Source organism: Azospirillum tabaci (genome assembly GCF_014596085.1).
GTDB lineage: Bacteria > Pseudomonadota > Alphaproteobacteria > Azospirillales > Azospirillaceae > Azospirillum > Azospirillum tabaci.
In genome coordinates this window covers 229,115-252,477 of sequence record NZ_JACCJY010000005.1, presented here as the reverse complement: position 1 = coordinate 252,477, position 23,363 = coordinate 229,115, and the positions used below count along the sequence as shown (strand labels likewise).

Here is a 23,363-nt window from a genome sequence, read left to right as displayed (position 1 = left end):
CCCCTGCCCGATCACTGCTTCATCTGCGCCCGGTTGAAGGCCAACTGCTCCGGCGTCAACTGAAAGCCCAGGAATATCTTCCAATCCTTGCCGTTGGCGTCCTTGGGCAACGGAATCTTCGGCGCCAGCTCCTCCCGGCTGCCGGAGCGGAGCTTCCCGGCATCGAAGGTGACGGAGGTATCGAATTCCGTCTTGGTCGTTGGCGTCTCCTCGCCCGGCTTGGCGACGGCGACGAAATAGCGGTAGTTCGCCGTGTTGCCCTGCATGGCCGGCCCGCGCTCCGCGATCAGGAAGACGTTCACGTTCACCGTGACGCCGTCGCTGGTGTAGTCGCAGTTGCCGGAATAGTCGGCCAGCGCCGCGCGGGAGGTGACGTCCGTCAGGTCGCGCCCGCCGCCGTTGCGGAACTGGGTGACCTCCGCCAGATCGCGGACGATGGACACCTTCGGGCAGGCCAGGGCCGCGTCCGCCGGCGCGTTGCTGCCGCCCCCGAGTCCGGAGCAGCCGGTGAGCGCCAGAAAACCGAGACTCGCGAATGCAAGCGCCCGCGGGCTTTTCCGGACGGGGGTTCCTATATTACGGTCGCGGCGGCGGTCCATCGGTCTGGCCTAACGGTTGGAAGGGTGTGTTCTGCCACGACTTTAGAGAAGCGGTGGGGCCGGCACAAGGCCACGCCGCCGCTGCGACGAACGAACCCTTACGCCCCCTTTTTCGAGACACCGGAACGACGCGCATGACCCAGACGCCCCTGACCATCCTGCTCGCGGCCCCCCGTGGCTTCTGCGCCGGCGTGGACCGCGCGATCCAGATCGTGGAGGTGGCGCTGGAGCGGTTCGGCGCCCCCGTCTATGTCCGGCACGAGATCGTCCACAACCGATTCGTGGTGCAGAGCCTGGAGGCCAAGGGCGCCATCTTCGTGGACGAGCTGGATCAGGTGCCCGACGGCGTGCCGGTGGTCTTCTCCGCCCACGGCGTGCCGAAGTCGGTCCCGGCGGCGGCGGAGCAGCGCGGCCTGTTCTACCTCGACGCCACCTGCCCGCTGGTCAGCAAGGTGCACCGCGAGGCCGAACGCCACTTCAACGAGGGGCGCCAGATCGTGCTGATCGGCCACGCCGGCCACCCGGAGGTGATCGGCACGATGGGCCAGTTGCCCCAGGGCGCGGTGGTGCTCGTGGAGACGGTGGAGGACGTGGCGACGGTCCAGGTGGACAATCCGGACAACCTCGCCTACGCCACCCAGACCACCCTGTCGGTGGACGAGACGGCCAGCATCGTCGCGGCCCTCCAGGCCCGCTTCCCGACCATCGGTGGACCGAAGAAGGAAGACATCTGCTACGCCACCACCAACCGCCAGCAGGCGGTGAAGGCCATCGCGCCGAAGGTGGACGCCCTGCTGGTCTTGGGCGCGCCGAACTCCTCCAACTCCAAGCGGCTGGTCGAGGTGGCGAAGATCCACGGCTGCCAGCGCGCCCAGCTCGTTCAGCGAGCGGCGGACATCGACTGGTCGGCGCTCGACGGAGTCGCCACGCTGGGCATCACCGCCGGCGCGTCGGCCCCCGAAGTGCTGGTGGAGGAGGTCATCGAGGCCGCCCGCGCCCGCTACGCCGTGACGGTTGAGGAACTGCGCACCGCCTTCGAGGACATCACCTTCAAGCTGCCGAAGCCGCTGCTGGACGGTGGCGCCCCTTCCCGTCCGGTCCCGGCGGACGCATAATCCGGCCGACCGGCCTTCGCGAAGGAGACGTTCATGGGCGCGCCCGCCATCCAGAAGCCGGCCATCCAGAAGATGGACATCGACGAGTTCCTCACCTGGGCCGACCGGCAGGAGCCGGACACCCGCTACGAACTGGTCGGTGGGCAGCCGCGGGCGATGAGCCCTTGCAGCCAAGCGCACAGCCGTCTTTCGGGCAACATCGCCTTCGAGATTCGGCGGCGCCTGCGCCCGCCTTGCTTCGTGCTGACGGAAACGGCCATCGAACGCGACGACCGTGCCGACCGCTTCTACGAGGCCGATATCGCCGTCACCGGCGCGCCCCACCAGCCCGGCCAGCGCTCGACGCCGAATCCGGTGCTGGTGGTCGAGATCCTGTCCGACAGCACGGCCAGCCACGACCGCGGCACCAAGGTGCCCGACTATATGCAGATCCCCTCGGTGCAGGAGGTGCTGCTGGTGGACAGCCGTGCCGTCCGGGCGCAGCTCTGGCGCCGCGACGGGCGGCGCTGGATCGTCGAGGACTTCACCGACGACGCCACGCTGCCGCTGGCCTCCATCGGGGCGGAGCTTCCGCTGGCGGCGCTTTACGACGGCATCGCGCTGTGAGCGGCCCAGGGGTGAACGGTTGCGGCAGCATTGACCGGCGCCCCGAATCCCGGTAAGGCGCTGGCATGGCCGTATACACCGAAGTCACCGACGACGAGCTGAACGCTTTCATCGCCCAGTACGATCTGGGCGCCGTCCTGTCCTGCAAGGGCATCGCGGAGGGGGTGGAGAATTCCAACTTCCTCCTGGTGACGGAGCGCGGCCCCTACATCCTGACGCTCTACGAGAAGCGCACCCGGCGGGAGGATCTTCCCTTCTTCCTGGGCCTGATGGAGCATCTCGCCGACAAGGGCATCGCCTGCCCGCTGCCGGTCCAGGGCATGGATGGGCAGTCCCTGCGCGAGCTGGCCGGGCGCCCGGCGGTGATCGTCACCTTCCTGGCCGGCATGTGGCCACGCCGCATCACGCCGCACCACTGCGCGGAGTTGGGGACGGCGCTGGCCCGCCTGCATCTGGCTGTCGCCGACTTCCGGATGGAGCGCCCGAATGCCCTGTCGCTGGACGGCTGGAAGGATCTGGCCGGGAAATGCGCGCCGCGCGCCGACGAGGTGGCCCGCGACCTGCGCGCGACGCTGGAGGCCGAGCTTGCGGCGCTGGAGGCCAACTGGCCCGCCGGCCTGCCGTCCGGGGTCATCCACGCCGACCTGTTCCCCGACAATGTGTTCTTCCGCGGCGATGGGCTGTCCGGGCTGATCGATTTCTACTTCGCCTGCAACGACTTCCTGGCCTACGACATCGCGATCTGCATGAACGCCTGGTGCTTCGAGGTCGACGGGTCGTTCAACGCCACCAAGGCGCGGATGCTGCTGACCAGCTACCAGAAGGTCCGCCCCCTGTCGCCGGCGGAGCTGGCCGCCCTGCCCTGGCTGTGCCGCGGCAGCGCCCTGCGCTTCCTGCTGACGCGCCTCTACGACTGGCTGAACCATCCCCCGGGGGCCTTCGTGCGCCCGAAGGACCCGCTGGAATATCTGCGCAAGCTGCGCTTCCACCAGACCGTCCGCGGGCTCGGCGACTACGCGCTCGACGACGGCGGCAGCTATCAGGTCTGACGCCATGACGGACACGACGGATACGAACGGCGGCGACGGCAAAAGCGCGCCGAAGATCGTCGACATCTTCACCGACGGCGCGTGCAGCGGCAATCCCGGCCCGGGCGGCTGGGGCGCCATCCTGCGCTACAACGGGGTGGAGAAGGAGTTGTACGGCGGCGAGCTGGCCACCACCAACAACCGCATGGAGCTGATGGCGGCCATCCAGGCCCTGGAGGCTCTGAAGCGGCCCATGGAGGTGCGGCTCTACACCGACAGCGAGTATGTGAAGAACGGCATCACCCAGTGGATTCACGGCTGGAAGGCCCGTGGCTGGAAGACCGCCGACAAGAAGCCGGTAAAGAACGAGGATTTGTGGCGCCGCCTGGACGAGGCGAAACGGCAGCACCGCATCGAGTTCCACTGGGTCCGCGGTCACGCCGGCCATCCGGAGAACGAACGGGCCGACGCGCTGGCCCGCCAGGGCATCGCCGACATCCGGCAGGCCGCGCGGGGCTGATCCTGCCCGTCGAATAGCCGCCATCCTCAAGGGTTTGTGGACGGCGGCCCCGCCGCCCCGCTAGGCTTCCTCCCAGAACGAACGACGAAAGATCGTTGGGAGGAGACCGAGATGTATCCGCATTTGCGGAACGAAGCCCGCTGGGTGCTGCCCGAGGTGCTGGCCCATCAGGCCGCCGAACGCGGCGGCAAGACCTTCGTCACGATGATCGCCGGCAAAGAGAACAACGGTGAGTCGCTGACCTACGCCGAGGCGCAGGAGCAGGCAAGCCGTGTGGCCGGCTTCTTCGCCGGGCTGGGCGTGAAGCCGGGCGACACGGTGGCGGTGATGCTGCCGAACGGGCTGGACTTCGTGCGCGTGTGGCTGGGGCTGGGGCGGCTGGGCGCCGTGATGGTCGCGCTGAACACCGAGCTGAAGGGCGGCTTCCTGGAGCACCAGTTGGAGAATGCGGGGGCCGCTCTGGCGGTGGTCGACGCCGCGCTGGCCGACCGCATCACCGACATCGCACCACGCCTGACCGCCCTGCGCGGGCTTGTGGTGCCCGGTGCGGCGGCGGGATCGCCGCACCGCGCGCTGGAGGGCTGGCGCGACGCCGCCCCTTATGACGGTCCCCTGCCCCGCGCCGGCGACGACGCCTGCATCATGTACACGTCGGGCACCACCGGCCTGTCGAAGGGTGTGCTGATGCCGCACGGCCACGGCTTCCTGTTCGGGCTGGGCTCCATCGACAATTTCGCGCTGACCGACGAGGACCGCTTCTACATTTGCCTGCCGCTGTTCCACGCCAACGGCCTGTACATGCAGCTCTACGCCGCGATGATCTCCGGCGGGTCGGCGGTGCTGCGCGAGCGGTTCAGCGCCTCATCCTGGCTCGACGACATCCGGCGCCACGGCTGCACGGTGACCAACTCGCTGGGCGCCGTCACCGCCTTCGTGGTGGCCCAGCCGCCGCGTCCCGACGACCGGGACCACCCGCTGCGCCTCGTCGGCGCCGCCCCCAACCCGGCGGACACCGAACGGGTGCTGCGCGAGCGCTTCGGCGTCCGCGACGTCATCAGCCTCTACGGCATGACCGAGGTGAACATCCCGCTCTACGCCGAGATGGGCAAGCCGCGCCCCGGCACCTGCGGCAAGGTCTACGACCGTTACTTCGAGGTGGAGATCCGCGCCCCGCAGACCGACATCCCGGTGCCGCGCGGTCAGGTCGGCGAGGTCATGGTGCGCCCGAAGGCCGCCTTCGGCTTCCTGTCCGGCTATCACCGGATGCCCGACAAGACGGTGGAGGCGTGGCGGAATCTGTGGTTCCACACCGGCGACGCCGCGGTGATGGACGCGGAGGGCTACGTCACCTTCGTCGACCGCATCAAGGACTGCATCCGCCGCCGCGGCGAGAACGTCTCGTCCTACGAGGTGGAGACGGTGCTGTCGCGGCTGGAGGGGGTGGCGGAGGTCGCCGCCTACGCCGTGCCGGCGGGCATTCCGGGCGCGGAGGACGAAATCATGGTCGCGCTGGTCGCCGCACCGGGGGCGTCCCTGACGCCGGAGGCCGTGGCGGCGTACGCCGAGCGCGAACTGCCGCGCTACGCCCAGCCCCGCTACATCGACATCGTGGACGCCTTCCCCAAGACGCCGACCGCCAAGGTGCAGAAGGCGAAGCTGCGGGAACGCGGCGTTGCCGACACCACCTGGGACCGCACGAAGGTGATGTGAGGCCTCAAATCCCCTCTCCCCTCTGGGGAGAGGGTCAGGGTGAGGGGGTTGCGCGCGGCGGAATGTCCGGCACAAGCGCACCCCCCTCACCGGCCCTTCGGGCCACCCTCTCCCCAGAGGGGAGAGGGTTTATAATGACGCTCCCAGGCTACTCTGCCCCCTTACAGCGCGCCCAGCACCGCTTCGGCCGAGGACACCTCGAACTGGCCCGGCTTCTCCACGGCGAGGTGGGTGACCTTCCCGTCCTTGGCGACCAGGGCGAAGCGCTGGCCGCGCAGGCCGAGGCCGTAGCCCGTGCCGTCCATCGTCAGGCCCAGCGCCTGGGTCAACGCGGCGTTGCCGTCCGGCAGCATGGTGACCTTGCCGCCGACTCCGTTCTTCTCGCCCCAGGCGCGCATCACGAAGGGGTCGTTGACGGCGAGGCAGACGATGTCGTCCACGCCCTTGGCCTTCAGGTCCTCGGCCTTCTGGACGAAACCCGGCAGATGCTTGGCGGAGCAGGTCGGGGTGAAGGCGCCCGGCACCGAGAACAGAACCACCGTCTTGCCGTTGAACAGCGCGTCGGTGGTGATGTCCTGCATGCCGTTGTCGGTCAGATGCTTCAGCGTGACGGACGGGATGGCGTCACCCACTTGAATGGTCATGTCTCCTGAACTCCCAATTTTTTGTGTTTCAGCTTTTGATCTTGCCGGTTGCCCGGTCGAGCGCGTCGAGGACGGCGCCCTCGGTCAGCAATTCCGGAAGCGCGATGCCCTCCGGAGCCCCCGGACCATAGACGATGTTGAAGGGAATGCCATAGCGGCCGTGTCGGGCAAGGTAGCGGGCGATGGCCTCGTCCGGGCGGGTCCAGTCGGCGCGCATGGCGGTCACCGTCCCGGCATCCTCCAGCCGCTGCGCGACGGTGCCGCGGTTCAGCACCAGCTTCTTGTTCGCCTGACAGGTGATGCACCAGTCGGCGGTGACGTCCACGAAGACGGTGCGCCCGGCGGCCACCTGCTCACGGATCGCCGCCTCGTCGAAAACGGTCCAGCGCGCTGCCGTGCTTTCGGCCACCGGGGCCGCCCCGGCGGAGGGGCCGAAAACCGCGGGAACGGCGAAAGCCACCAGGGCCAGCAGCCCGGCCAGCGCCGCCCCGGCCCAGCGCGCCGACTCCGCCAGACGGCGGCCCAGCCACAGCGAGGCGACCAGACCGCCCATCAGCACGGCGACGGCCAACGCCGGCACCTCGCCGACCTGGACGACCAGCACCGACAGCAGCCACAGCGCGGTCAGGGCCAGCGCCCCGCCCAGCACCCGGCGCAGCACCACCATCCAGCGTCCCGGGCGCGGCAGCAGGCGGGCGGCGCGCGGGAAGGCGGCGATCAGCAGATAAGGCAACGCCAGCCCGACGCCAAGGGCGGCGAAGATGGCGAACACCTCCAGCGCCCCGCGGGCCAGCGCGAAGCCCACCGCCGTCCCCAGGAAGGGCGCGGAGCAGGGCGTGGCGAGCAGGGTGGCGAAAGCGCCGGTGGCGAACTGTCCACCCAGCCCCTGCCCCTCCGGCCCGCCCAGCCGGTCGGCCACGGCGCGCGGCAGCGGAAGCTCGAACAAACCCCACAGGTTGGCGGCGAACAGGGTCACCAGCACGACCATGAAGACGAGGAACAGCGGCTGCTGGAACTGGATGCCCCAGCCCACCGCGCCGCCCGCCGCCTTCACCGCGACCAGCACCCCGGCGAGGATCAGGAAGGAGGTCAGGATGCCCGCCGCCGAGGCCAGGAAGCCGGCGCGCACCGCCGCGGGCGCCCGTCCGCCATGCTGGACGATGGACAGCAGCTTCAGCGACAGCACCGGCAGCACGCAGGGCATCAGGTTCAGGATCAGCCCGCCCAGAAGGGCGACGCCCAGCATGGCCAGCAACCCCGCCGGAGCCGCGCCAGCGCCGCCGAGGCCGGAAGCGGCAGTCGCCGGAGCTTCCACGGACCGGTTGCCGTCCACCACCGTCAGCGTCATCGCCCGCCCGGCGAGGTCAAGGCCGGGCGTCGGGTCGGTCGCGTCCATCCGCAGGATCGCGCGCCGGTCGCCGTCGAGGAATTGGCTCTTGGGCGCGGCGAAGGTCACCGGCGGGTCGGTCTCCACGAACACGTCGGGGGCGACCATCGGCTCGCGCGCGGTCACCTCCACCTCCAGCGCGGCACCCTGCCCGCGCACCGCCGTCACGGTCAGTCCGGACGCCCGCCCGTCGCCGGGCACCAGGGACTGGGCGCGGGCGATGTCGTTGGCCGACGGCCCCGGCGTCGCCGGCCCCTCGGGGATGGACAGGGACAGCGCCATCATCTCCGGCACGCAGATGGTCGAGCAGACCAGCAACTCCGCCTTCAGCGCGAGGTCGAGCGGCCTGCCCGGCTCCGCCGGTGTGGCGGCGATGGGAAACAGCACCTCCGCGTCATAGCCCGCCGTTTCGAAGCCCAGAACGGTGAAGCGGTGCGGGGCCGGGTAGATCAGCTCCGTCGCCTTGAGGTTCCGCGACTCCGACCAGTCCAGCCGCGGCGCGAAGCCGGCGTCGCCCGGGGTGCGCCAATAGGTCTTCCAGCCGGGCTCCAGCCGGACCTCCAGCCCCAGGGGGATTTTGGCGAGATCGCCCACCCCCTGCACCGACGCGACGAGCCGCGCCTCCACCGGGCCGGACTTGACCCAGGCGCCGGTCTCCGCCCTCCCCATTCCGGGTGCGGCCAAGGCCAGGATGGCGAGCAGGAACGGAACAAACCTTTTCATCGCACCGACTGTTCTCATATCAAGACGCAGCGGGCCGCCCATCGGCCGCGGCTGTATATGGATGACAAAGCTTGGCCCGTGCTGTCACACTCGGGCGAAGACGGCTGCGGGCGGCCGCCCAACGGTCCGCCCGTCCCCCGACACAAGGATAGCGCCCATGCCGCACCTGACCAAGTCCTCGGACTATCTGACCGGCCAGTTGCTGATCGCCATGCCGGGCATGACGGACCCGCGTTTTCAGCGGACCGTGATCTATATGTGCGCCCACAACGAAGACGGCGCCATGGGCCTCGTCGTCAATCGCCTGTTCGGGTCCGTCACCTTCGAGGATTTGCTGGAACAGCTCGAGATCGAGATCCAGGAGCCGGTCGCCAACATGCCCGTCCATTATGGCGGGCCCGTGGAGTCCGGGCGCGGATTCGTCCTGCATTCGACCGATTATGTGCGGGACGGCACGCTGGTGGTGGACGACGAGGTGGCGCTGACCGCGACCATCGACATCCTGCGCGCCATTTCCGAGGATCGCGGCCCGCGCCGCAACATCCTGCTGCTCGGCTATGCCGGCTGGGGTCCGGGGCAGCTGGACGCGGAAATCCAGGCGAACGGCTGGCTGAACGTGCCCTGCGACGAGTCGCTTCTGTTCGACCCCGAACTGGACACCAAGTGGGAACGCTCCATCGCCAAGCTCGGCGTCAGCCTGTCCATGCTGTCGGCGGAGGCCGGGCACGCCTGACGGCGTCCGCTCCCGGTCACGGGCACGACCCGCCGCACGGCACGCGGCGGGGCCTCTCATCAAAGTTTGGTCACGGACCCTTGCTGGCGATCGCCAGGGCGAGGCCGCGCGCCTGCATCAGTTCGCTGCACCGCTCGACCAGCTCGTTGTCAGCGTAGACCGCCCAGCCGCTCTGGAAACCCGACGCCTCATAGCGCAGATCAACGCGGCGCCCGTCAAGCTCGACGGTGTAAGTCAGGGAATTTTCTTTCGTCCAGGTGGGGTTTGACGACATATCCGCCTCATGAGATGCGAAGGACATGCCGTCAGCCTGCGCCGGCTCCCTTAACCGCGGGTTAAGCCGGCCGGGACAAAGCCTTGGGAATTGGGGTCGGCGCACCCCGACCGGACGGGCTACCCCCGCCATTCCTCGCGCAGGATGGCGTAGAGGACATGGTCCCGCCACACCCCGTCGATGCGCAGATAACCGCGCGCGTAGCCTTCGTGGGTGAAGCCGACCTTTTCCAGCAGGCCGCGGCTGGGCGCGTTGGTCGGCAGGCAGGCGGCCTCGACCCGGTGCAGCCCCAACTGCCCGAAGGCGAAATCCAGCACCAGCCGGGTCGCACCGGACATGTAGCCGTTGCGCGCGTAGGGCTGCCCGACCCAATAGCCGAGCGTCGCCATCTGGGCCACGCCGCGCCGCAGGTTGGTCAGCCCCAGCCCGCCGACCAGCCGGTCGGTCGCCCGGTCGTAGACGAGGAAGCTGTAGCCCTGGTCGTCGCGCCACTCCTGCGCCTGCCGCCGCAGCCGCCGCCCGAAGGCGGCGCGGGTCAGGGCGTCCGCCGGCCAGGTCGGCTCCCACGGGGTGAGAAAGGCGCGGGAGTCCGCCCGCAGGTCGGCCCATTCCCGCCAGTCCCGTGGCAGCGGCGGGCGGATGTAGCAGATCGGCCCGTCGAGCCGGACCGCCGGCGGGCTGATGAGACCACTGCCGAGCAGGCGGATCATGCTGCCCCTCCCACCCTGGCGCGTCCCTTACCGGAACCGTGCGGCGATGCGGTCATACTCCTCCAGCCGTCCGATCGGGCCGAGCGCGGCCACGGTGGGGCGGCTTTCGCGCAGGCGCCGGGCGACGCGGACGATGGACTCGCGGTCGACCGCCCCGATCTTCTCGACGATCTCCTCCACCGGCACCGGGCGCCCGTAGACCAGAAGCTGCTGGCCGAGCTGCTCGCAGCGCGACATGGAGCTTTCCAGCGCCATCAGCGTCCCGGCCCGCAGCTGGGCCGCGGCGCGGGCCACCTCCTCCTCGGTCACGTCCTCGGTCACCCGCATCAGCTCGTCGCAGACGACCGGGACCAGCTCCGCCACCTCGTCCTCGCCGGTGCCGGCGTAGACGCCGAACAGCCCGCCGTCGCGGTAGGCGCCGGAGAAGGTGTAGATGGAATAGACCAGCCCGCGCTTTTCCCGCACCTCCTGGAAGAGGCGGGAGGACATGCCGCCGCCGAGCAGCGTGGACATCACCGAATGGGCGTAATAGTCCGGGTCGTGCACCCCCACCCCGTCGAAGCCGAGGACGAGGTGCATCTGCTCCAGGTCCCGCGCCTCGCGGAAGTCGCCCCCGGCGTAGCGCGCGCCCTCGGACTCCGGCGCCGGGCGGGAGGACAGGCCGTCGAAGGCCGACAGGGCCATGTCGACAAGCCGGTCGTGCTCCAGCCGCCCGGCTGCGGCCAGGACGATGCCCGGCGCGCCGTAATGGCCGTCGATGTAGTCGACCAGCGCCGGCCGCGACAGGGCGCCGACGATCTCGGCCGACCCCAGCACCGGCCGGCCCAGCGCCTGCCCCGGATAGGCGGTGGACTGGAAATGGTCGAAGATGATGTCGTCGGGGGTATCGACGGACTGGCCGATCTCCTGAAGCACCACCGTGCGCTCCCGCACCAGCTCCTCGCTGTCGAGGACGGAGTTCTGGAGCATGTCGGCGATGAGGTCGAGCGCCAGCGCCGTGTCCTCGTGCAGGACCTTGGCGTAATAGGCCGTCTGCTCGCGCGTCGTGTAGGCGTTGAGCTGGCCGCCGACATTCTCGATCTCCTCGGAGATGCGGAAGGCGGATCGCCGCTCGGTGCCCTTGAACAGCATGTGCTCGACGAGATGCGCCACGCCGTTGACGCTCGCGGACTCGTTGCGCGTGCCGACCCCGACCCAGCAGCCGAGCGAGACCGACTGCACGCCGGGCATCGTGTCGGTGGCGACGCGCAGCCCGTTCGGCAGCGTGGTCACGCGGATGCTCATGCGGCCTCCTTGGCGGCGCGGGCGCGGGCGACGACGAACTCCTGGACCGCCGCCACGTCGTTGGGCAGCTCGGACAGCCGCTCCTCCCGCTCGTAGAGGTCGGCGAGGCGCGGCGGCAGGACCGGGCGTCGGCCCGTGGCCGTCTCCACGGCGTCGGGGAACTTGGCGGGGTGGGCGGTCGCCATCACGACCACCGGCACCGACGGATCGACCGGCGCCACCATGGCGGAATGGATACCGACGGCGGTGTGCGGATCGACCTGATAGCCGCCGGTCTTTTTCCAGACGCCCTTGATGATGTCCATGGTCAGCGCATCATCCGCGCGATTGGCCGTGAAGATGCCGTGCGCCTCGGCAAGTTGCTCGTCGGTGACGGCGAATTTGCCCTCCGCACGGAAACGCTCCATGGCGGCCTGCACGGCGCCGCCGTCGCGGCCCAGCAGGTCGAACAGCAGCCGCTCGAAGTTGGAGGAGATCTGGATGTCCATGCTGGGACTCAATGTGGGCACGACCGGAGCCGCCGACATGGTGCCGCTGGCAAAAAAGCGGGCCAGGATGTCGTTGGTGTTGGAGCCCACGACCAGCCGCTCCACCGGCAGGCCCATCGCCCGCGCTCCGTAGGCGGCGTAGACGTTGCCGAAATTGCCGGTGGGCACGGTGAACGCCACCTTGCGGTCGGGTGCGCCCAGCGCCACCGCGGCGGCGAAGTAATAAACGATCTGGGCCATGATGCGCGCCCAGTTGATCGAGTTCACCGCCGACAGGCCCATCTTGTCACGGAAGGCCATGTCGTTGAACAGCGCCTTCACCAGATCCTGGCAGTCGTCGAAGGTGCCGTGCAGCGCGATGTTGTGCACGTTGTCCGACAGGACGCTGGTCATCTGGCGGCGCTGCACCTCCGACGTGCGGCCCTTCGGGTGCAGGATGAAGATGTCCACGTTCTGGCGGTCGCGGCACGCCTCGATGGCGGCCGAGCCGGTGTCGCCCGAGGTGGCGCCGACGATGGTCACCCGCTCCCCGCGCTTGGCCAGCACATGGTCGAACAGGCGGCCGAGCAGTTGCAGCGCCACGTCCTTGAAGGCCAGCGTCGGGCCATGGAACAGCTCCATCACCCAGAGGCGCTGGTCGAGCTGCACCAGCGGCACCACCGCCGCGTGGTCGAAGCTGGCGTAGGCGTCCTTCACGATGGCGCGGAAGTCGTCCTCGGCGATGGCGCCGCCCAGGAAGGGCAGCATGACGCGCACGGCGATCTCGCTGTAGGGAAGGCCGCGCATCGCGCGGATCTCGTCGGCCGAGAACTGCGGCCAGCTTTCCGGGACATAGAGGCCGCCGTCACGCGCGAGACCGGCCAGAAGGACTTCTTCGAAACCCAGGACCGGGGCCTGGCCCCGCGTGCTGACGTACTTCAACGCACACTCTCCGACGCCTGAAGGTGGCCGACGCTGTGGCGGGCCGGCGACTCTTGTGGAACGGGCATAGTTAGCGCCCTCCCACACGCCGTGCAAGCGGCGGGTTCCCTCTCATGCAATACGCTTACGCAATACACTCTCGCGGCCATCGCTCCCGTCATTCCCTCCCCCCTCTGGGGAGAGGGTTAGGGTGAGGGGGCAGCATGGGCATCAACCCATGCCAGGGGATTGCCAAGGGGCAGAATGCCCCTTGGCGGTGCGCCGCAGGCGCACCGGCCCCCTCACCCTCCCCACCGCTGACGCGGTGGGTCCCCTCCCTCTCCCCGCTATCGGCGGACCAAAGGTCCGCCTGTCGCGTCAGCGCAAACTTCGTTTGCGCGTGAGCGGAGGGGCGAGGGCAATCACTCCGCCCGCCGGTCAGGCGCCGGTGTGGACGTCCAGCGGGTCGTGGTGCAGCGCCGACGCATCGTGCGCGGCATCGACCGGCGGAAGCTCCACCGTCTGGGCGGCGAGCGCGGCGTCCACCAACGCGGCGGTGCTGTGGTCCGCCGCCTGCGGCTGGGTCACCGTGTGGGACAGGACGTTGATGTCGCCCTCCCCGAGCGCCTGGGCCGTCGCCGGAGCCCAGGCGGCCTTGGCCGGGCTGCCGCCGCCGTCGAACAGGCCTTCCTTGATGGCGTTGTACTTGGTCTGGTCGACCGTCTGCCAATCGTCCTTCAGGATGCCGCCGGTGTCGCCCGAGTTCGGGTTCCACGACCAGTAGGTCCAGCTCGCCCCTTCCTTGCCGGCGCCCAAGTCGTTGGTGCCGTTGCCGTCCAGGTCGCCGTTCATGTAGTCGATCAGCTTGGCCATGTAGGCCTTGTCCTGATCGGTCTCCAGCTTGCCACCGAACTCGCCGACCAGCACGGGCGCCTTGTCTTCCTTCAGCAGCCAGCCCCAATTGTCGGTGTACTGGCCCGGCAGGTTGTTCGGATAGTCGCTGGCCTTGAACCACTCCATCTCATGGATGGACGGGCCATAGGAGTGGACCGAGTAGACCAGCTTGCCCGGATTGTCGAACTCGATCGGGCGGTCCTTGGCGCCGCGCAGGTTGCCGCCCCACCACTCCCACTGGTTCTCGTGGATTTCCACGCCCTCGACCAGCAGCAGCCAATCCTTGTTGACCGACTGGATTTCGTTGCCGATGCGCTCCGCGGCCCAGGCCCAGTCGGTGGCCTTGTCGCCGCCGCCCCAGGTCGCCTGACCGTGCGGCTCGTTGTGCAGGTCGGCGCCGATGACGGTGTCGTTGCCCTTGTAGCGCTCGGCCAGCATCTTCCAGTTTTCGATCATCTTCGACTCCGGGTACTTGTCGTCGTACCACAGGCCGTTCTCGTTGGCCGACGCACCGTCGCTGGAGCGATGGTGGTCGAGGATGACCTTCATGCCGATGCGCCCGGCGTAGTCGATCACCTTGTCCATGACCTCAAGCGGGGACTTGTTCGCGAGGTCGGGATTCTTGGAGGTGTCGATGCCCGTCGCCCGGTCGGCGTCCAGCGCCGCGTCGCTCCACGGCAGACGGATGGTGTTGAAGCCCAGCTCCTTCATCTGCTCCATCATCCCCCAGTAACCGCGCATGTCCATGCCGTTGGGGTTGAAGACGAAGCCCTCGCCGCCGAACCAGTTGACGCCCGTCAGCTTGACGTTCTGACCCGACGAATCGACGATCTGGTTGCCGTCCGTGTGCAGGAAGCCTTTGGCGATGCCCATTGTGCTCAGCCCTCGTTGCCATTCGCGTTGGGCCGGAGGCTGGCGGTTTATGGTTAACGAAATATTGCCAGGAATATCGCTTAATTCCGGCAATCCAAGGCATGTGTGACCATGTCCGGAAGGGCGGATTTTGAAGACATTTGAGACAATGAAGACGCGTCGAGTGCTTGCGCTGTTTTGAGGCTGTTTTTTCGATTGATTGCTTGAAAGCGCGAAGCGGCGCATAGGAACGAAGGAGGGTTACGGGTCAGCCTTTTGCGTTCCGCAGACTTTGCGGTTTCCTTCGGCGCGGAGGCCGAGCATCGGCGACGTTCTTGCCCCCACCCCGGCCCTCCCCTGCGCAGCGGGGGAGGGCCGGGGTGGGGGCAAAGGCTCCGCTCAGGCGCCCAGATACCGGCGTTCCAGATGCCGCCGGAACACCGCCGCGTCGAGCGGGCGCCCGGTGGCCGCCGTAAGCAACTCGTCGCCGGACGCGTAGAGGCAACCCTTGCCGTGCACATTGACCGACAGCCACGCCACCAGCGGCCCGAGGTCGCCGCGCGCCAGCGCCGGGCGGATGTCGGGATCGGCTTTCGCCGCGGCCTCGAACAGTTGGGCGGCGGTCATGGCGCCCAGCGTGTAGCTGGGGAAGTAGCCCCAGGCGCCGGACGGCCAGTGAATGTCCTGAAGGCAACCCAGCCGGTCGTTCGGCGGCGCCACCCCGACCAGTTCCCTCATGCCGTCGTTCCAGGCGCCCGGCAGGTCGGCCAACGCCAAATCCCCGGCGATCAGCGCCTTCTCCAGCCGATAGCGCAGGATGATGTGCGCGGGGTAGGTCACCTCGTCGGCGTCCACGCGGATGAAGCCGCGCTCCACCCGGCTGTAGAGGCGGCGCAGGTTGTCCGGCTCCCAGGCCGGGCCGGAGCCGCCGAACGCCTCCCGCGCGACCGGGGCCAGCCAGCACAGGAATTCCGGCGAGCGGCAGGCCTGCATCTCCACGATCAGCGACTGGCTCTCATGCACCGCCATGCCGCGGGCCAGCCCGACCGGCTGGCTCAGCCAGTCGCGCGGGCGGCCCTGCTCGTAGAGGGCGTGTCCCGTCTCGTGCATCACCCCCATCAGGGCCTTGGTGAAATCGTCCTCGTCGTAGCGGGTGGTGATGCGCACGTCGCCGGTGGCGCCGCCGCAGAAGGGATGCAGCGACACGTCCAGCCGCCCGCGGGTGAAGTCGAAGCCCGCCGCCCGCATCAGCCGCTCGCCGAGCGCCTTCTGGTCGGCGACGGCGAAGGGCCCCACGGGCCGCAGCGGCGCCGGCTCGGCGGCCTGCCGGTCGAGGACGCGCCCGATCAGCTCCGGCAGGAAGCCGGCCAGCCCGACGAACAGGGCGTCGATGCGCTCCGACCGGGCGCCGGGGTCGTGCTCGTCCAGCATGGCGTCGTAGGGCGACAGGCCCATGGCGGCCGCCTTGGCCTCTCCGCACTCCCGCACGCGGCGCAGCACCTCCGACAGGCTGGGCAGCAGCATGGCGAAGTCGCTCTCCGCCCGCGCGGTGCGCCACGTCATCTCGCAGGCCGAGATCGCCTTGCTGGTCGCCTCGATCAGGTCGCCGGGCACGGCGGTGGCGTGGCGGTGGGTGCGCCGCATCTCCCGCAGGTTGGCCGCCTGCCAATCGTCCAGCCCGCCCGCGCCCTCGGCCGTCGCCAGCCAGTCGGCCACGCGGGGGTCGGTTTGCAGCTCGTGGGCGAGCACGGTCAGGGTGGCTGTCTGCTCCGCCCGCCCGTCGCTGGAGCCGTCGGGCATCATCGTCTGGCTGTCCCAGCTCAGGATGCCCAGGGCGTCGCCGACGGCGGCGATGCGGGCGAAACGGCGTTCCAACTCCCGATAGGCGGCTGTCATGAGGCGCAACTCCTAGGATGCCGGACCGGTCCTCCGGCGTTGGGACAGCACATAGACGACGACCAGCGTCGCGGCGAGGCTATACCAGGTGAACGCGTATTGCCTATGGTTGTTGGGCAGCTCGACCAAGGGCTGAATCCCGTTCAGCGGCGCGTTGCCGCGCCCCGGATCGGGGGTGGCCTCCACCGCCAGCGGGGCGACGTTCTCCAACCCGGTGGCGGCGGCCATGGCCGGCGGGTCCAGCCGCATCCAGGACTCCGCGCCCGGCCGGTTGCCCGGCTGGAGCCAGCCGGCGGGCTGCGGCAGACGGACCAGACCGGTGACGGTCACCGGTCCCTCCACCCGGCTATCCGGACGGCTGGCGGGGGCGCGCTTGTCCATGGGCAGGAAACCGCGGTTGACCAGCACCACGCCGCCGCCGTCCTCGGCCGGGCGCTGCAATGGCGTCAGCAGCTCGTAGCCCGCCTGCCCCTGCCGGGGCCGGGCCACCAGCAGCAGCTCCTTGTCGTTCAGGAATCGTCCGGTGACGGTCACCGGACGGAACTCCAGCGCCTCCGGATCGGCGATGGTGGAAGGCAGTGGGACGGGGGCGGCGTGCAGCCGCTGCTCCACCCGGCGGACCAGATCCTCCTTCCATTCCAGCCGCTGCATCTGCCACGTGCCCAGCCCCAGCATGACCAGCACGGCGGGCACGGTGATCAGCGTCGCCCACAGCGACGGGCGGAAGCGGCGGGGTTCGGCGGCGGCGGTCATGGTCACTCGTCCGGGTCCTCCAGCTCGTTGCGGCGGTGGCGGTACTGGAGCGCCACCACATAGGCCTTGGCCGGGCGCAGCATGCCGAGCGCCAGCCCGAGCACGACGATGCTCCAGACGATGGCGTGCAGCCACAGCGGCCAGTCCACCGACATCGACACCCACAGCGCCACCGGCACGACCAGGAAACCCAGGATGAAGATCAGGAAGACCGCCGGCCCGTCGCCGCTGTCCTGCCGGGCAAGGTTCAGGTTGCACACCGAACAGCGCTCGTTGACCGTCAGGTAGCCGTTGAACAGCTTGCCCTGTCCGCAGCGCGGGCAGGCGCAGCGCAGGCCGGCGGTCAGGGGCGACGGACTGGTGTAGTGGGTGCTCAAATGACTCGCCTCCCTCCGGGAACGGGAAGCCCTTCTCCCCCGGCGGAGGAGAAGGGCTTCGCAAGGCGACAGGGGGGATCGATCAGTGGCCGGCGGTGGCGCCCAGCGACCCCCACCAGTAGATCGACACGAACAGGAACAGCCAGACCACGTCCACGAAGTGCCAGTACCAGGCGGCCGCTTCGAAGCCGAAATGGCTCTGCGGGGTGAAGTGGCCCTTCATGGTGCGGAACCAGCAGACCGCCAGGAAGATGGTCCCGATGATGACGTGGAAGCCATGGAAGCCGGTCGCCATGTAGAAGGTCGACGGGTAGATGCCCTGGGTGAAGCCGAAGGCGGCGTGGGCGTATTCCCAGCCCTGGAAGAAGGTGAACATCACCCCCAGCAGGACGGTCAGGCCCAGCGCGCGCGACGCCTCCTTGTTGTTGCCTTCAAGGATCGCATGGTGCGCCCAGGTGACGGTGACCCCCGACAGCAGCAAGATCAGCGTCATCATCAGCGGCAGGTGGAAGGTCTCCAGCACCGTGATGTTCGGCGGCGGCCAGACGCCCTGCGGGTTCTCGGCGAACACCTTCGGGTAGAGCGCCGCGTCGTAGAAGGCCCAGAAGAAGGCGGCGAAGAACATCACCTCCGAGGCGATGAACAGCGCCATGCCGTAGCGCAGGCCGATCTTGACCACCGGGGTGTGCGCCTTCTCGCGCACCGCCTCCTTGATGACGTCGCGCCACCAGCCGAACATCACGCCCAGGATGGACGCGAAGCCGAGGGCCGCCAGCAGCCAGCCGCCGCCGTGCATGTAGATGACCATGCCCGTCGCGAACAGACCGGCGGCGAAGGCACCCAGAAGAGGCCAGGGGCTCGGCTTCACCAGATGGTAGGGATGCGGGATGCCGGAGCCCTCGCCCGCGCCGTGCGCGGAGGCTGGGGGGTGCGGCATGTGCGCGTGCGTGATGTCGGCCATCGTCTCTTTCCAACCCCGGTTTGTTTCGCCCGATTTCTTCGTTCAGCCCTAATTCTCTGTTCAGAGTGTCTCTTTTTTAGATCCGTCCTCAGTTCGCCGCGGTCCCGGTGCCTTTCGCACCCGCGGCCTGCGTCGCGTGCTGCGCCAGCACCTGGGTCTCGTCCTTGGCGCGAAAGAAGGTGTAGGACAGGGTGATGGTGGTCACGTCCTCCATCGCCGGATCGTCGGCCAGGGCCGGATCGACGAAGAAGGCCACCGGCATGTCCACCGACTGACCGGGCTCCAGCACCTGCTCGGTGAAGCAGAAGCACTCGATCTTGTTGAAGTACTTGCCGACCTTGTCCGGCGTGACGTTGTAGAGCGCGGTGCCCACGGTGGCCCGGTCGGTGCGGTTGGCGGCCTGATAGGCGGCCAGCCCCATCTCGCCCAGCTTCACCGTCAGTTCCTTCTGCTCCGGCCTGAAGCGCCAGGGCAGAGACTGGTTCACGTCGGCGTTGAAGCGGACCTTGATGACGCGGTCGACCTGCCGCGCGGGCGCGGCGTCGGCCCGCTGGGTGGTCCCGCCGAAGCCGGTCACCTGACAGAACAGCGCGTATAGCGGCACCGAGGCGTAGGCCAGCCCGACCATCCCGAAGACGAGGCCGAACAGCCCCGCCATGAACAGGCGGTTCTTCCGCCGGAGCCCTTTGTCGCCTTCAGGCCGATCGCCCATGGTGCCGCTCCCTCCCTGCCGTTTGTCCGCTTGGCGTTCCGTGGTCAGTGACCGCCCATCCGCACCAGCGTGATGACATAGAACATCACCACCAGCCCGATCAGCGCGGCCAGGACCGCGTAGTTGCGCCCGCGCAGCCGCTTGCGGCGTTCCTCGTGGGATTCATCCATGATCGTCATGCCCCGCCTCCGGTCGTCAGGAATCCGCTCACCAGATGCTCGCCCATCAGCAGGGCGAACAGCAGGAACAGGTAGAGGATCGAGAAGCCGAACATCTGCTTGGCCGGCTTGTCGTCGGTGGCGCGCAGCACGCGGACCGCGCACAGCACGAAGAAGGCGCCCAGCAGGCTCGACCCGATCAGATAGGCAAGGCCGCCGGTGCCCAGGAAGTACGGCGCCACCGCGACCGGCAGCAGGACCAGCGTGTAGGCCAGCATCTGCCGCTTGGTGGCGTCCGGACCGGCGACCACCGGCATCATCGGCACCCCGGCGCGCGTGTAGTCGCCGTTGCGGAACAGCGCCAGCGCCCAAAAATGCGGCGGCGTCCACAGGAAGATCAGCAGGAACAGCAGGATCGAGGGCAATTCCACCCCGCCCGTCACCGCCGCCCAGCCGATCATCGGCGGAAAGGCGCCGGCGGCCCCGCCGATCACGATGTTCTGCGGCGTCCGCCGCTTCAGCCACATGGTGTAGACGAAGACGTAGAAGCCGATGGTCATCGCCAGCAGCGCCGACGCCGCCCAGTTGACCGCCAGCCCCATCACCACGACCGACGCCGCGGCCAGGATCACCCCGAAGGCCAGCGCGTTCTCCGGCTCCACCCGCCCCGACGGGATCGGGCGGCGGATGGTGCGCGACATCACCGCGTCGATGTCGCGGTCGTACCACATGTTGATGGCGCCCGAGGCTCCGGCCCCGACCGCGATGCACAGCACCGCCACCGCCGCCAGCACGGGGTGGATGTGCCCGGGCGCCAGCACGATGCCGGCCAGCCCGGTGAACACCACGAGCGACATCACCCGCGGCTTGAGCAGTTCAATGTAGTCACCCGGCGTCGATCCGGAGACCGGACCTGTCGAGACCCGTTCAATGCTCAGGTCCGTCATACTTCACTATCCTCCAGCCGGAGGGAGCCTCCCAGGCACCCCCGGCGTCATGGTCACAACCGATGGTCACTTCACCTGCGGCAGCGTCTCGAAGGCGTGGAACGGCGGGGGCGAACTCACGGTCCACTCCAGCGTGCCCGCCTGCGGTCCCCAATAGGCGGCCTCGACCTTCTCGCCGCTGCGCAGGGTCTTGTACGCGATCCACACGAAGAGAAGCGTGGACGCAAAGGAGAGATACGCCCCGAACGAGGAGATCATGTTCCAGCCCCAATAGGCGTCCGGATAGTCCGGGATGCGGCGCGGCATGCCGGCCAGACCCAGGAAATGCTGCGGGAAGAAGACCAGGTTCACGCCGATGAAGGTCGTCCAGAAGTGAACCTTGCCCCAGAATTCCGGATACTGGCGCCCCGACATCTTGCCGATCCAGTAGTACCAGCCGGCGAAGATCGAGAAGACCGCGCCCAGCGACAGCACGTAGTGGAAGTGCGCGACGACGTAATAGGTGTCGTGCAGCACGATGTCCATGCCGCCGTTGGCCAGCACCACGCCGGTCACGCCGCCGACCGTGAACAGGAAGATGAAGCCGAGCGCCCACAGCATCGGCACCCGGAACTCGATCGACCCGCCCCACATGGTGGCGATCCAGGAGAAGATCTTCACGCCCGTCGGCACCGCGATGATCATCGTGGCGGCGGTGAAGTAGGCCTTGGTGTCGACGTCCAGGCCCACCGTGTACATGTGGTGCGCCCACACCACGAAGCCGACCACGCCGATGGCGACCATCGCGTAGGCCATGCCGAGATAGCCGAAGACCGGCTTGTGCGAGAAGGTCGAGACGATGTGGCTGATGATGCCGAAGGCCGGCAGGATCATGATGTAGACTTCGGGGTGGCCGAAGAACCAGAACAGGTGCTGGAACAGGATCGGGTCGCCGCCGCCCTCCGGATTGAAGAAGCTGGTGCCGAAGTTGCGGTCGGTCAGCAGCATGGTGATGGCGCCGCCCAGCACCGGCACGGCCAGCAGCAGCAGGAAGGCCGTCACCAGCATCGCCCAGACGAACAGCGGCATCTTGTGCAGCGTCATGCCCGGCGCGCGCATGTTGAAGATGGTGGTGATGAAGTTCACGGCACCCAGAATCGACGAGGCGCCCGCGAGGTGAAGGGCGAAGATCGCCATGTCCACCGACGGCCCGTTGTGGCCCAGCGGCGAGGACAGCGGCGGGTAGATCGTCCAGCCGGTGCCGGCACCCTGCCCCACGAAGGCGGAGCCCAGCAGCAGCAGGAAGGCCGGGACGATCAGCCAGAAGCTGATGTTGTTCAGCCGCGGGAAGGCCATGTCGGGCGCGCCGATCATCAACGGCACGAACCAGTTGCCGAAACCGCCGATCAGCGCCGGCATCACCACGAAGAACACCATGATCAGGCCGTGCGCGGTGATCAGCACGTTCCAGACCTGCCCGTCCCCGACGAACTGCAAGCCCGGCGCCTGGAGTTCCATCCGCATGATGACCGAGAACAACCCGCCGATCAGCCCGGCGATCACCGAGAAGATCAGGTAGAGCGTCCCGATGTCCTTGTGGTTCGTGGAGAAGAACCAACGCTCGAAGAAGCCCGGCATGTGGTGGTCATGGTCATGCCCGTGGCCGTGTCCCTGCGCTTCCCCCGGATTGGCGTTTGCCATGTCTCTAACCCTCGCGTCGGCGGAATGATTTTTCTTTGAGGTGCCGCTGCATCCAAAGTGTGAGGCTTACTGGACGGCCCCGGCGGACGGCATTTGGGCGACGTCGCGCTTGGTGTCGGGGGTCCCGTAAGCGGTCTTGGCCTTCTCGACCCACTGGTTGAAGGCCTCCTTCGACACGGCCTCGACCGCGATCGGCATGAAGGCGTGGTTCACGCCGCAGATCTCGGAACACTGGCCGTAATAGACGCCTTCCTTCTCGATCCGCACCCAGGTTTCGTTGGCGCGGCCCGGCACGGCGTCCTTCTTCACGCCGAAGCTCGGCACCGCCCAGGAATGGATGACGTCGCCTGCGGTGACCAGCACGCGCACGGTCGTGCCGACCGGCAGGATCACGCGGTTGTCCACCTCCAGCAGGCGCTTCTGGCCGGGCTTCAGCTCCGAATCCTGGACCATGTAGCTGGAGAAGGCGATGTTGCCGTGGTCGGGATACTCATAGTCCCAGAACCACTGCCGTCCCGTGACCTTGATGGTCATCTCCGCCTCCGGCAGCCGCTCGGCCTGATAGAGCAGCTTGAAGGACGGCACGGCGATGACAATCAGGATGATGACCGGAATGACCGTCCAGGCGATCTCCAGCACCGTGTGGTGCGAGGTGGTGGACGGCACGGCGTTCTTCTTGGCGTTGAAGCGCAGCGCCACCCAGGCCAGCAGCCCCGCCACGAACAGGACGATGGCGACGATGATCACCGTCAGCAGGTCATGGAAGGAGTCCATGGCGTGCTTGACCGGTGTGACCGCCTCCTGAAGCCCCAATTGCCAGGGGTGGGGTTCGGCGGCGGAACCGGTCGCGGCAAATCCACACAAAGATGTCAGCGCCGCCAGAACGGCAGCGTTCAGGGTCTGCGTCTTCATCCCCACCCTCTTCGTTGCCCGCCGCCCACGGTCGCGGACGGCGGTCGTCCCTTCCCGCCGGACCCGCCTTCGCCCCTGTTTCCCTGGCGCGTTCCACCCCTGTCGGGCGGTTGCGCGTCCGGGCGTTGCGACGGTGCCGGTCTATGCAGGGATCGTGCCGTTTGTGGCTGGCACGGTCCCCGCAGCGCGAGCTTAACCCTGCACTGCGCTTGGGTACAAGTCAGGCGTCCCTACACGAAGGACATAGGCGCAATGCCGGTTTCAAGCCCACATCAGAACAGAAGTTGAGCTTCCGTATCGGCTTCGCACTGCGACAAGCTGTCGCAGTTTGATGGTATAGCGAATTGTCTCGGAAAATCAAGTTTTTAGGCTTGCACGTCCCTGGTGTAGGACGCAAGCGACCTTGCGCGGATGGCGCCATCCGGTCGCCGTTTGCGCTGCGGTAACCCACCACCGTGTTAGAACGGAAAAGCTCCGGGGCCGCCAGTGTCCGTCGGTGG

23 protein-coding genes are annotated in these 23,363 nt (G+C 68.3%); 6 read left to right on the top strand and 17 right to left on the bottom strand.

Annotation, left to right across the window (positions count from 1 at the left end; translation table 11 throughout):
* Nucleotides 1-11 precede the first annotated feature (11 nt).
* Nucleotides 12-443: a hypothetical protein gene (locus H0B54_RS29735; protein WP_343068917.1), complete on the bottom strand. Its 432-nt coding sequence runs from the start codon at nt 441-443 to the stop codon at nt 12-14.
* Between the two features lie 290 nt (nt 444-733).
* Here H0B54_RS29735 and ispH point away from each other — a divergent pair, with 290 nt between their 5' ends.
* The 5 genes from ispH to H0B54_RS09300 all read left to right on the top strand — a co-directional run bounded on the left by ispH (nt 734) and on the right by H0B54_RS09300 (nt 5,578).
* The gene (gene ispH, locus H0B54_RS09320; protein WP_188260055.1) at nt 734-1,714 is read left to right on the top strand and encodes a 4-hydroxy-3-methylbut-2-enyl diphosphate reductase; all 981 of its coding nucleotides are present in this window, start codon (nt 734-736) and stop codon (nt 1,712-1,714) included.
* A gap of 33 nt (nt 1,715-1,747) precedes the next feature.
* Nucleotides 1,748-2,320, top strand: a complete 573-nt coding sequence (locus tag H0B54_RS09315) for a Uma2 family endonuclease (RefSeq protein ID WP_188260054.1) — start codon at nt 1,748-1,750, stop codon at nt 2,318-2,320.
* Nucleotides 2,321-2,385: 65 nt separating this feature from the next.
* A complete protein-coding gene (locus H0B54_RS09310) occupies nt 2,386-3,369 on the top strand; it encodes a homoserine kinase (RefSeq protein ID WP_145688976.1) in 984 nt (327 codons plus the stop codon).
* A gap of 4 nt (nt 3,370-3,373) precedes the next feature.
* Nucleotides 3,374-3,868, top strand: coding sequence for a ribonuclease HI (rnhA, locus tag H0B54_RS09305; RefSeq protein ID WP_188260053.1), 495 nt, complete (start codon nt 3,374-3,376; stop codon nt 3,866-3,868).
* A 111-nt stretch (nt 3,869-3,979) separates the two neighbouring features.
* Nucleotides 3,980-5,578, top strand: coding sequence for an AMP-binding protein (locus tag H0B54_RS09300; protein WP_188260052.1), 1,599 nt, complete (start codon nt 3,980-3,982; stop codon nt 5,576-5,578).
* Nucleotides 5,579-5,739: 161 nt separating this feature from the next.
* Here H0B54_RS09300 and H0B54_RS09295 read toward each other — a convergent pair whose 3' ends face one another.
* Both H0B54_RS09295 and H0B54_RS09290 read right to left on the bottom strand, forming a co-directional pair.
* Nucleotides 5,740-6,222 carry a peroxiredoxin gene (locus tag H0B54_RS09295; protein WP_137103196.1) on the bottom strand — a complete coding sequence of 161 codons (483 nt, stop codon included), beginning with the start codon at nt 6,220-6,222 and terminating at the stop codon, nt 5,740-5,742.
* A 28-nt stretch (nt 6,223-6,250) separates the two neighbouring features.
* Nucleotides 6,251-8,332, bottom strand: coding sequence for a protein-disulfide reductase DsbD family protein (locus H0B54_RS09290; protein WP_188260051.1), 2,082 nt, complete (start codon nt 8,330-8,332; stop codon nt 6,251-6,253).
* Nucleotides 8,333-8,489: 157 nt separating this feature from the next.
* Here H0B54_RS09290 and H0B54_RS09285 point away from each other — a divergent pair, with 157 nt between their 5' ends.
* Nucleotides 8,490-9,065, top strand: coding sequence for a YqgE/AlgH family protein (locus tag H0B54_RS09285; protein ID WP_094302889.1), 576 nt, complete (start codon nt 8,490-8,492; stop codon nt 9,063-9,065).
* Between the two features lie 70 nt (nt 9,066-9,135).
* Here H0B54_RS09285 and H0B54_RS09280 read toward each other — a convergent pair whose 3' ends face one another.
* The 14 genes from H0B54_RS09280 to coxB form a co-directional block, all read right to left on the bottom strand.
* Complete coding sequence (locus tag H0B54_RS09280; RefSeq protein ID WP_137138882.1) at nt 9,136-9,339, bottom strand: hypothetical protein; 204 nt, start codon at nt 9,337-9,339, stop codon at nt 9,136-9,138.
* A gap of 119 nt (nt 9,340-9,458) precedes the next feature.
* A complete protein-coding gene (locus tag H0B54_RS09275) occupies nt 9,459-10,049 on the bottom strand; it encodes a GNAT family N-acetyltransferase (RefSeq protein WP_014240843.1) in 591 nt (196 codons plus the stop codon).
* Between the two features lie 27 nt (nt 10,050-10,076).
* A complete protein-coding gene (locus tag H0B54_RS09270) occupies nt 10,077-11,333 on the bottom strand; it encodes a M16 family metallopeptidase (protein WP_188260050.1) in 1,257 nt (418 codons plus the stop codon).
* Nucleotides 11,330-12,742, bottom strand: a complete 1,413-nt coding sequence (thrC, locus tag H0B54_RS09265) for a threonine synthase (protein ID WP_188260049.1) — start codon at nt 12,740-12,742, stop codon at nt 11,330-11,332. The genes H0B54_RS09270 and thrC overlap by 4 nt, the downstream gene beginning before the upstream one ends.
* Before the next feature lie 417 nt (nt 12,743-13,159).
* Nucleotides 13,160-14,488, bottom strand: a complete 1,329-nt coding sequence (locus tag H0B54_RS09260; protein WP_188260048.1) for a glycoside hydrolase family 5 protein — start codon at nt 14,486-14,488, stop codon at nt 13,160-13,162.
* A gap of 378 nt (nt 14,489-14,866) precedes the next feature.
* On the bottom strand, nt 14,867-16,363 hold the full coding sequence (locus H0B54_RS09255; RefSeq protein WP_188260047.1) for a carboxypeptidase M32: 1,497 nt from the start codon (nt 16,361-16,363) through the stop codon (nt 14,867-14,869).
* Between the two features lie 12 nt (nt 16,364-16,375).
* A complete protein-coding gene (locus H0B54_RS09250; RefSeq protein WP_188260084.1) occupies nt 16,376-17,116 on the bottom strand; it encodes an SURF1 family protein in 741 nt (246 codons plus the stop codon).
* 2 nt (nt 17,117-17,118) lie between these two features.
* On the bottom strand, nt 17,119-17,493 hold the full coding sequence (locus tag H0B54_RS09245; RefSeq protein ID WP_188260046.1) for a DUF983 domain-containing protein: 375 nt from the start codon (nt 17,491-17,493) through the stop codon (nt 17,119-17,121).
* Between the two features lie 82 nt (nt 17,494-17,575).
* Nucleotides 17,576-18,454, bottom strand: coding sequence for a cytochrome c oxidase subunit 3 (locus H0B54_RS09240; protein ID WP_246472418.1), 879 nt, complete (start codon nt 18,452-18,454; stop codon nt 17,576-17,578).
* 88 nt (nt 18,455-18,542) lie between these two features.
* Nucleotides 18,543-19,166 carry a cytochrome c oxidase assembly protein gene (locus H0B54_RS09235; RefSeq protein WP_188260045.1) on the bottom strand — a complete coding sequence of 208 codons (624 nt, stop codon included), beginning with the start codon at nt 19,164-19,166 and terminating at the stop codon, nt 18,543-18,545.
* Between the two features lie 44 nt (nt 19,167-19,210).
* The gene (locus tag H0B54_RS30195; protein WP_256380051.1) at nt 19,211-19,345 is read right to left on the bottom strand and encodes a hypothetical protein; all 135 of its coding nucleotides are present in this window, start codon (nt 19,343-19,345) and stop codon (nt 19,211-19,213) included.
* On the bottom strand, nt 19,342-20,271 hold the full coding sequence (gene cyoE / locus H0B54_RS09230) for a heme o synthase (protein WP_188260044.1): 930 nt from the start codon (nt 20,269-20,271) through the stop codon (nt 19,342-19,344). The genes H0B54_RS30195 and cyoE overlap by 4 nt, the downstream gene beginning before the upstream one ends.
* Before the next feature lie 66 nt (nt 20,272-20,337).
* Nucleotides 20,338-21,951, bottom strand: coding sequence for a cytochrome c oxidase subunit I (ctaD, locus tag H0B54_RS09225; protein ID WP_188260043.1), 1,614 nt, complete (start codon nt 21,949-21,951; stop codon nt 20,338-20,340).
* A 66-nt stretch (nt 21,952-22,017) separates the two neighbouring features.
* Nucleotides 22,018-22,863, bottom strand: a complete 846-nt coding sequence (gene coxB, locus H0B54_RS09220) for a cytochrome c oxidase subunit II (RefSeq protein WP_188260042.1) — start codon at nt 22,861-22,863, stop codon at nt 22,018-22,020.
* Nucleotides 22,864-23,363 lie beyond the last annotated feature (500 nt).

What these genes read in the sequence shown, in the direction of transcription:
- ispH (WP_188260055.1), top strand. Translation starts at nt 734, where the DNA reads ATGACCCAGACGCCCCTGACCATCCTGCTCGCGGCCCCCCGTGGCTTC.
- H0B54_RS09315 (WP_188260054.1), top strand. Translation starts at nt 1,748, where the DNA reads ATGGGCGCGCCCGCCATCCAGAAGCCGGCCATCCAGAAGATGGACATC.
- H0B54_RS09310 (WP_145688976.1), top strand. Translation starts at nt 2,386, where the DNA reads ATGGCCGTATACACCGAAGTCACCGACGACGAGCTGAACGCTTTCATC.
- rnhA (WP_188260053.1), top strand. Translation starts at nt 3,374, where the DNA reads ATGACGGACACGACGGATACGAACGGCGGCGACGGCAAAAGCGCGCCG.
- H0B54_RS09300 (WP_188260052.1), top strand. Translation starts at nt 3,980, where the DNA reads ATGTATCCGCATTTGCGGAACGAAGCCCGCTGGGTGCTGCCCGAGGTG.
- H0B54_RS09295 (WP_137103196.1), bottom strand. Translation starts at nt 6,222, where the DNA reads ATGACCATTCAAGTGGGTGACGCCATCCCGTCCGTCACGCTGAAGCAT.
- H0B54_RS09290 (WP_188260051.1), bottom strand. Translation starts at nt 8,332, where the DNA reads ATGAAAAGGTTTGTTCCGTTCCTGCTCGCCATCCTGGCCTTGGCCGCA.
- H0B54_RS09285 (WP_094302889.1), top strand. Translation starts at nt 8,490, where the DNA reads ATGCCGCACCTGACCAAGTCCTCGGACTATCTGACCGGCCAGTTGCTG.
- H0B54_RS09280 (WP_137138882.1), bottom strand. Translation starts at nt 9,339, where the DNA reads ATGTCGTCAAACCCCACCTGGACGAAAGAAAATTCCCTGACTTACACC.
- H0B54_RS09275 (WP_014240843.1), bottom strand. Translation starts at nt 10,049, where the DNA reads ATGATCCGCCTGCTCGGCAGTGGTCTCATCAGCCCGCCGGCGGTCCGG.
- H0B54_RS09270 (WP_188260050.1), bottom strand. Translation starts at nt 11,333, where the DNA reads ATGAGCATCCGCGTGACCACGCTGCCGAACGGGCTGCGCGTCGCCACC.
- H0B54_RS09260 (WP_188260048.1), bottom strand. Translation starts at nt 14,488, where the DNA reads ATGGGCATCGCCAAAGGCTTCCTGCACACGGACGGCAACCAGATCGTC.
- H0B54_RS09255 (WP_188260047.1), bottom strand. Translation starts at nt 16,363, where the DNA reads ATGACAGCCGCCTATCGGGAGTTGGAACGCCGTTTCGCCCGCATCGCC.
- H0B54_RS09250 (WP_188260084.1), bottom strand. Translation starts at nt 17,116, where the DNA reads ATGACCGCCGCCGCCGAACCCCGCCGCTTCCGCCCGTCGCTGTGGGCG.
- H0B54_RS09240 (WP_246472418.1), bottom strand. Translation starts at nt 18,454, where the DNA reads ATGGCCGACATCACGCACGCGCACATGCCGCACCCCCCAGCCTCCGCG.
- H0B54_RS09235 (WP_188260045.1), bottom strand. Translation starts at nt 19,166, where the DNA reads ATGGGCGATCGGCCTGAAGGCGACAAAGGGCTCCGGCGGAAGAACCGC.
- H0B54_RS30195 (WP_256380051.1), bottom strand. Translation starts at nt 19,345, where the DNA reads ATGACGATCATGGATGAATCCCACGAGGAACGCCGCAAGCGGCTGCGC.
- cyoE (WP_188260044.1), bottom strand. Translation starts at nt 20,271, where the DNA reads ATGACGGACCTGAGCATTGAACGGGTCTCGACAGGTCCGGTCTCCGGA.
- ctaD (WP_188260043.1), bottom strand. Translation starts at nt 21,951, where the DNA reads ATGGCAAACGCCAATCCGGGGGAAGCGCAGGGACACGGCCACGGGCAT.
- coxB (WP_188260042.1), bottom strand. Translation starts at nt 22,863, where the DNA reads ATGAAGACGCAGACCCTGAACGCTGCCGTTCTGGCGGCGCTGACATCT.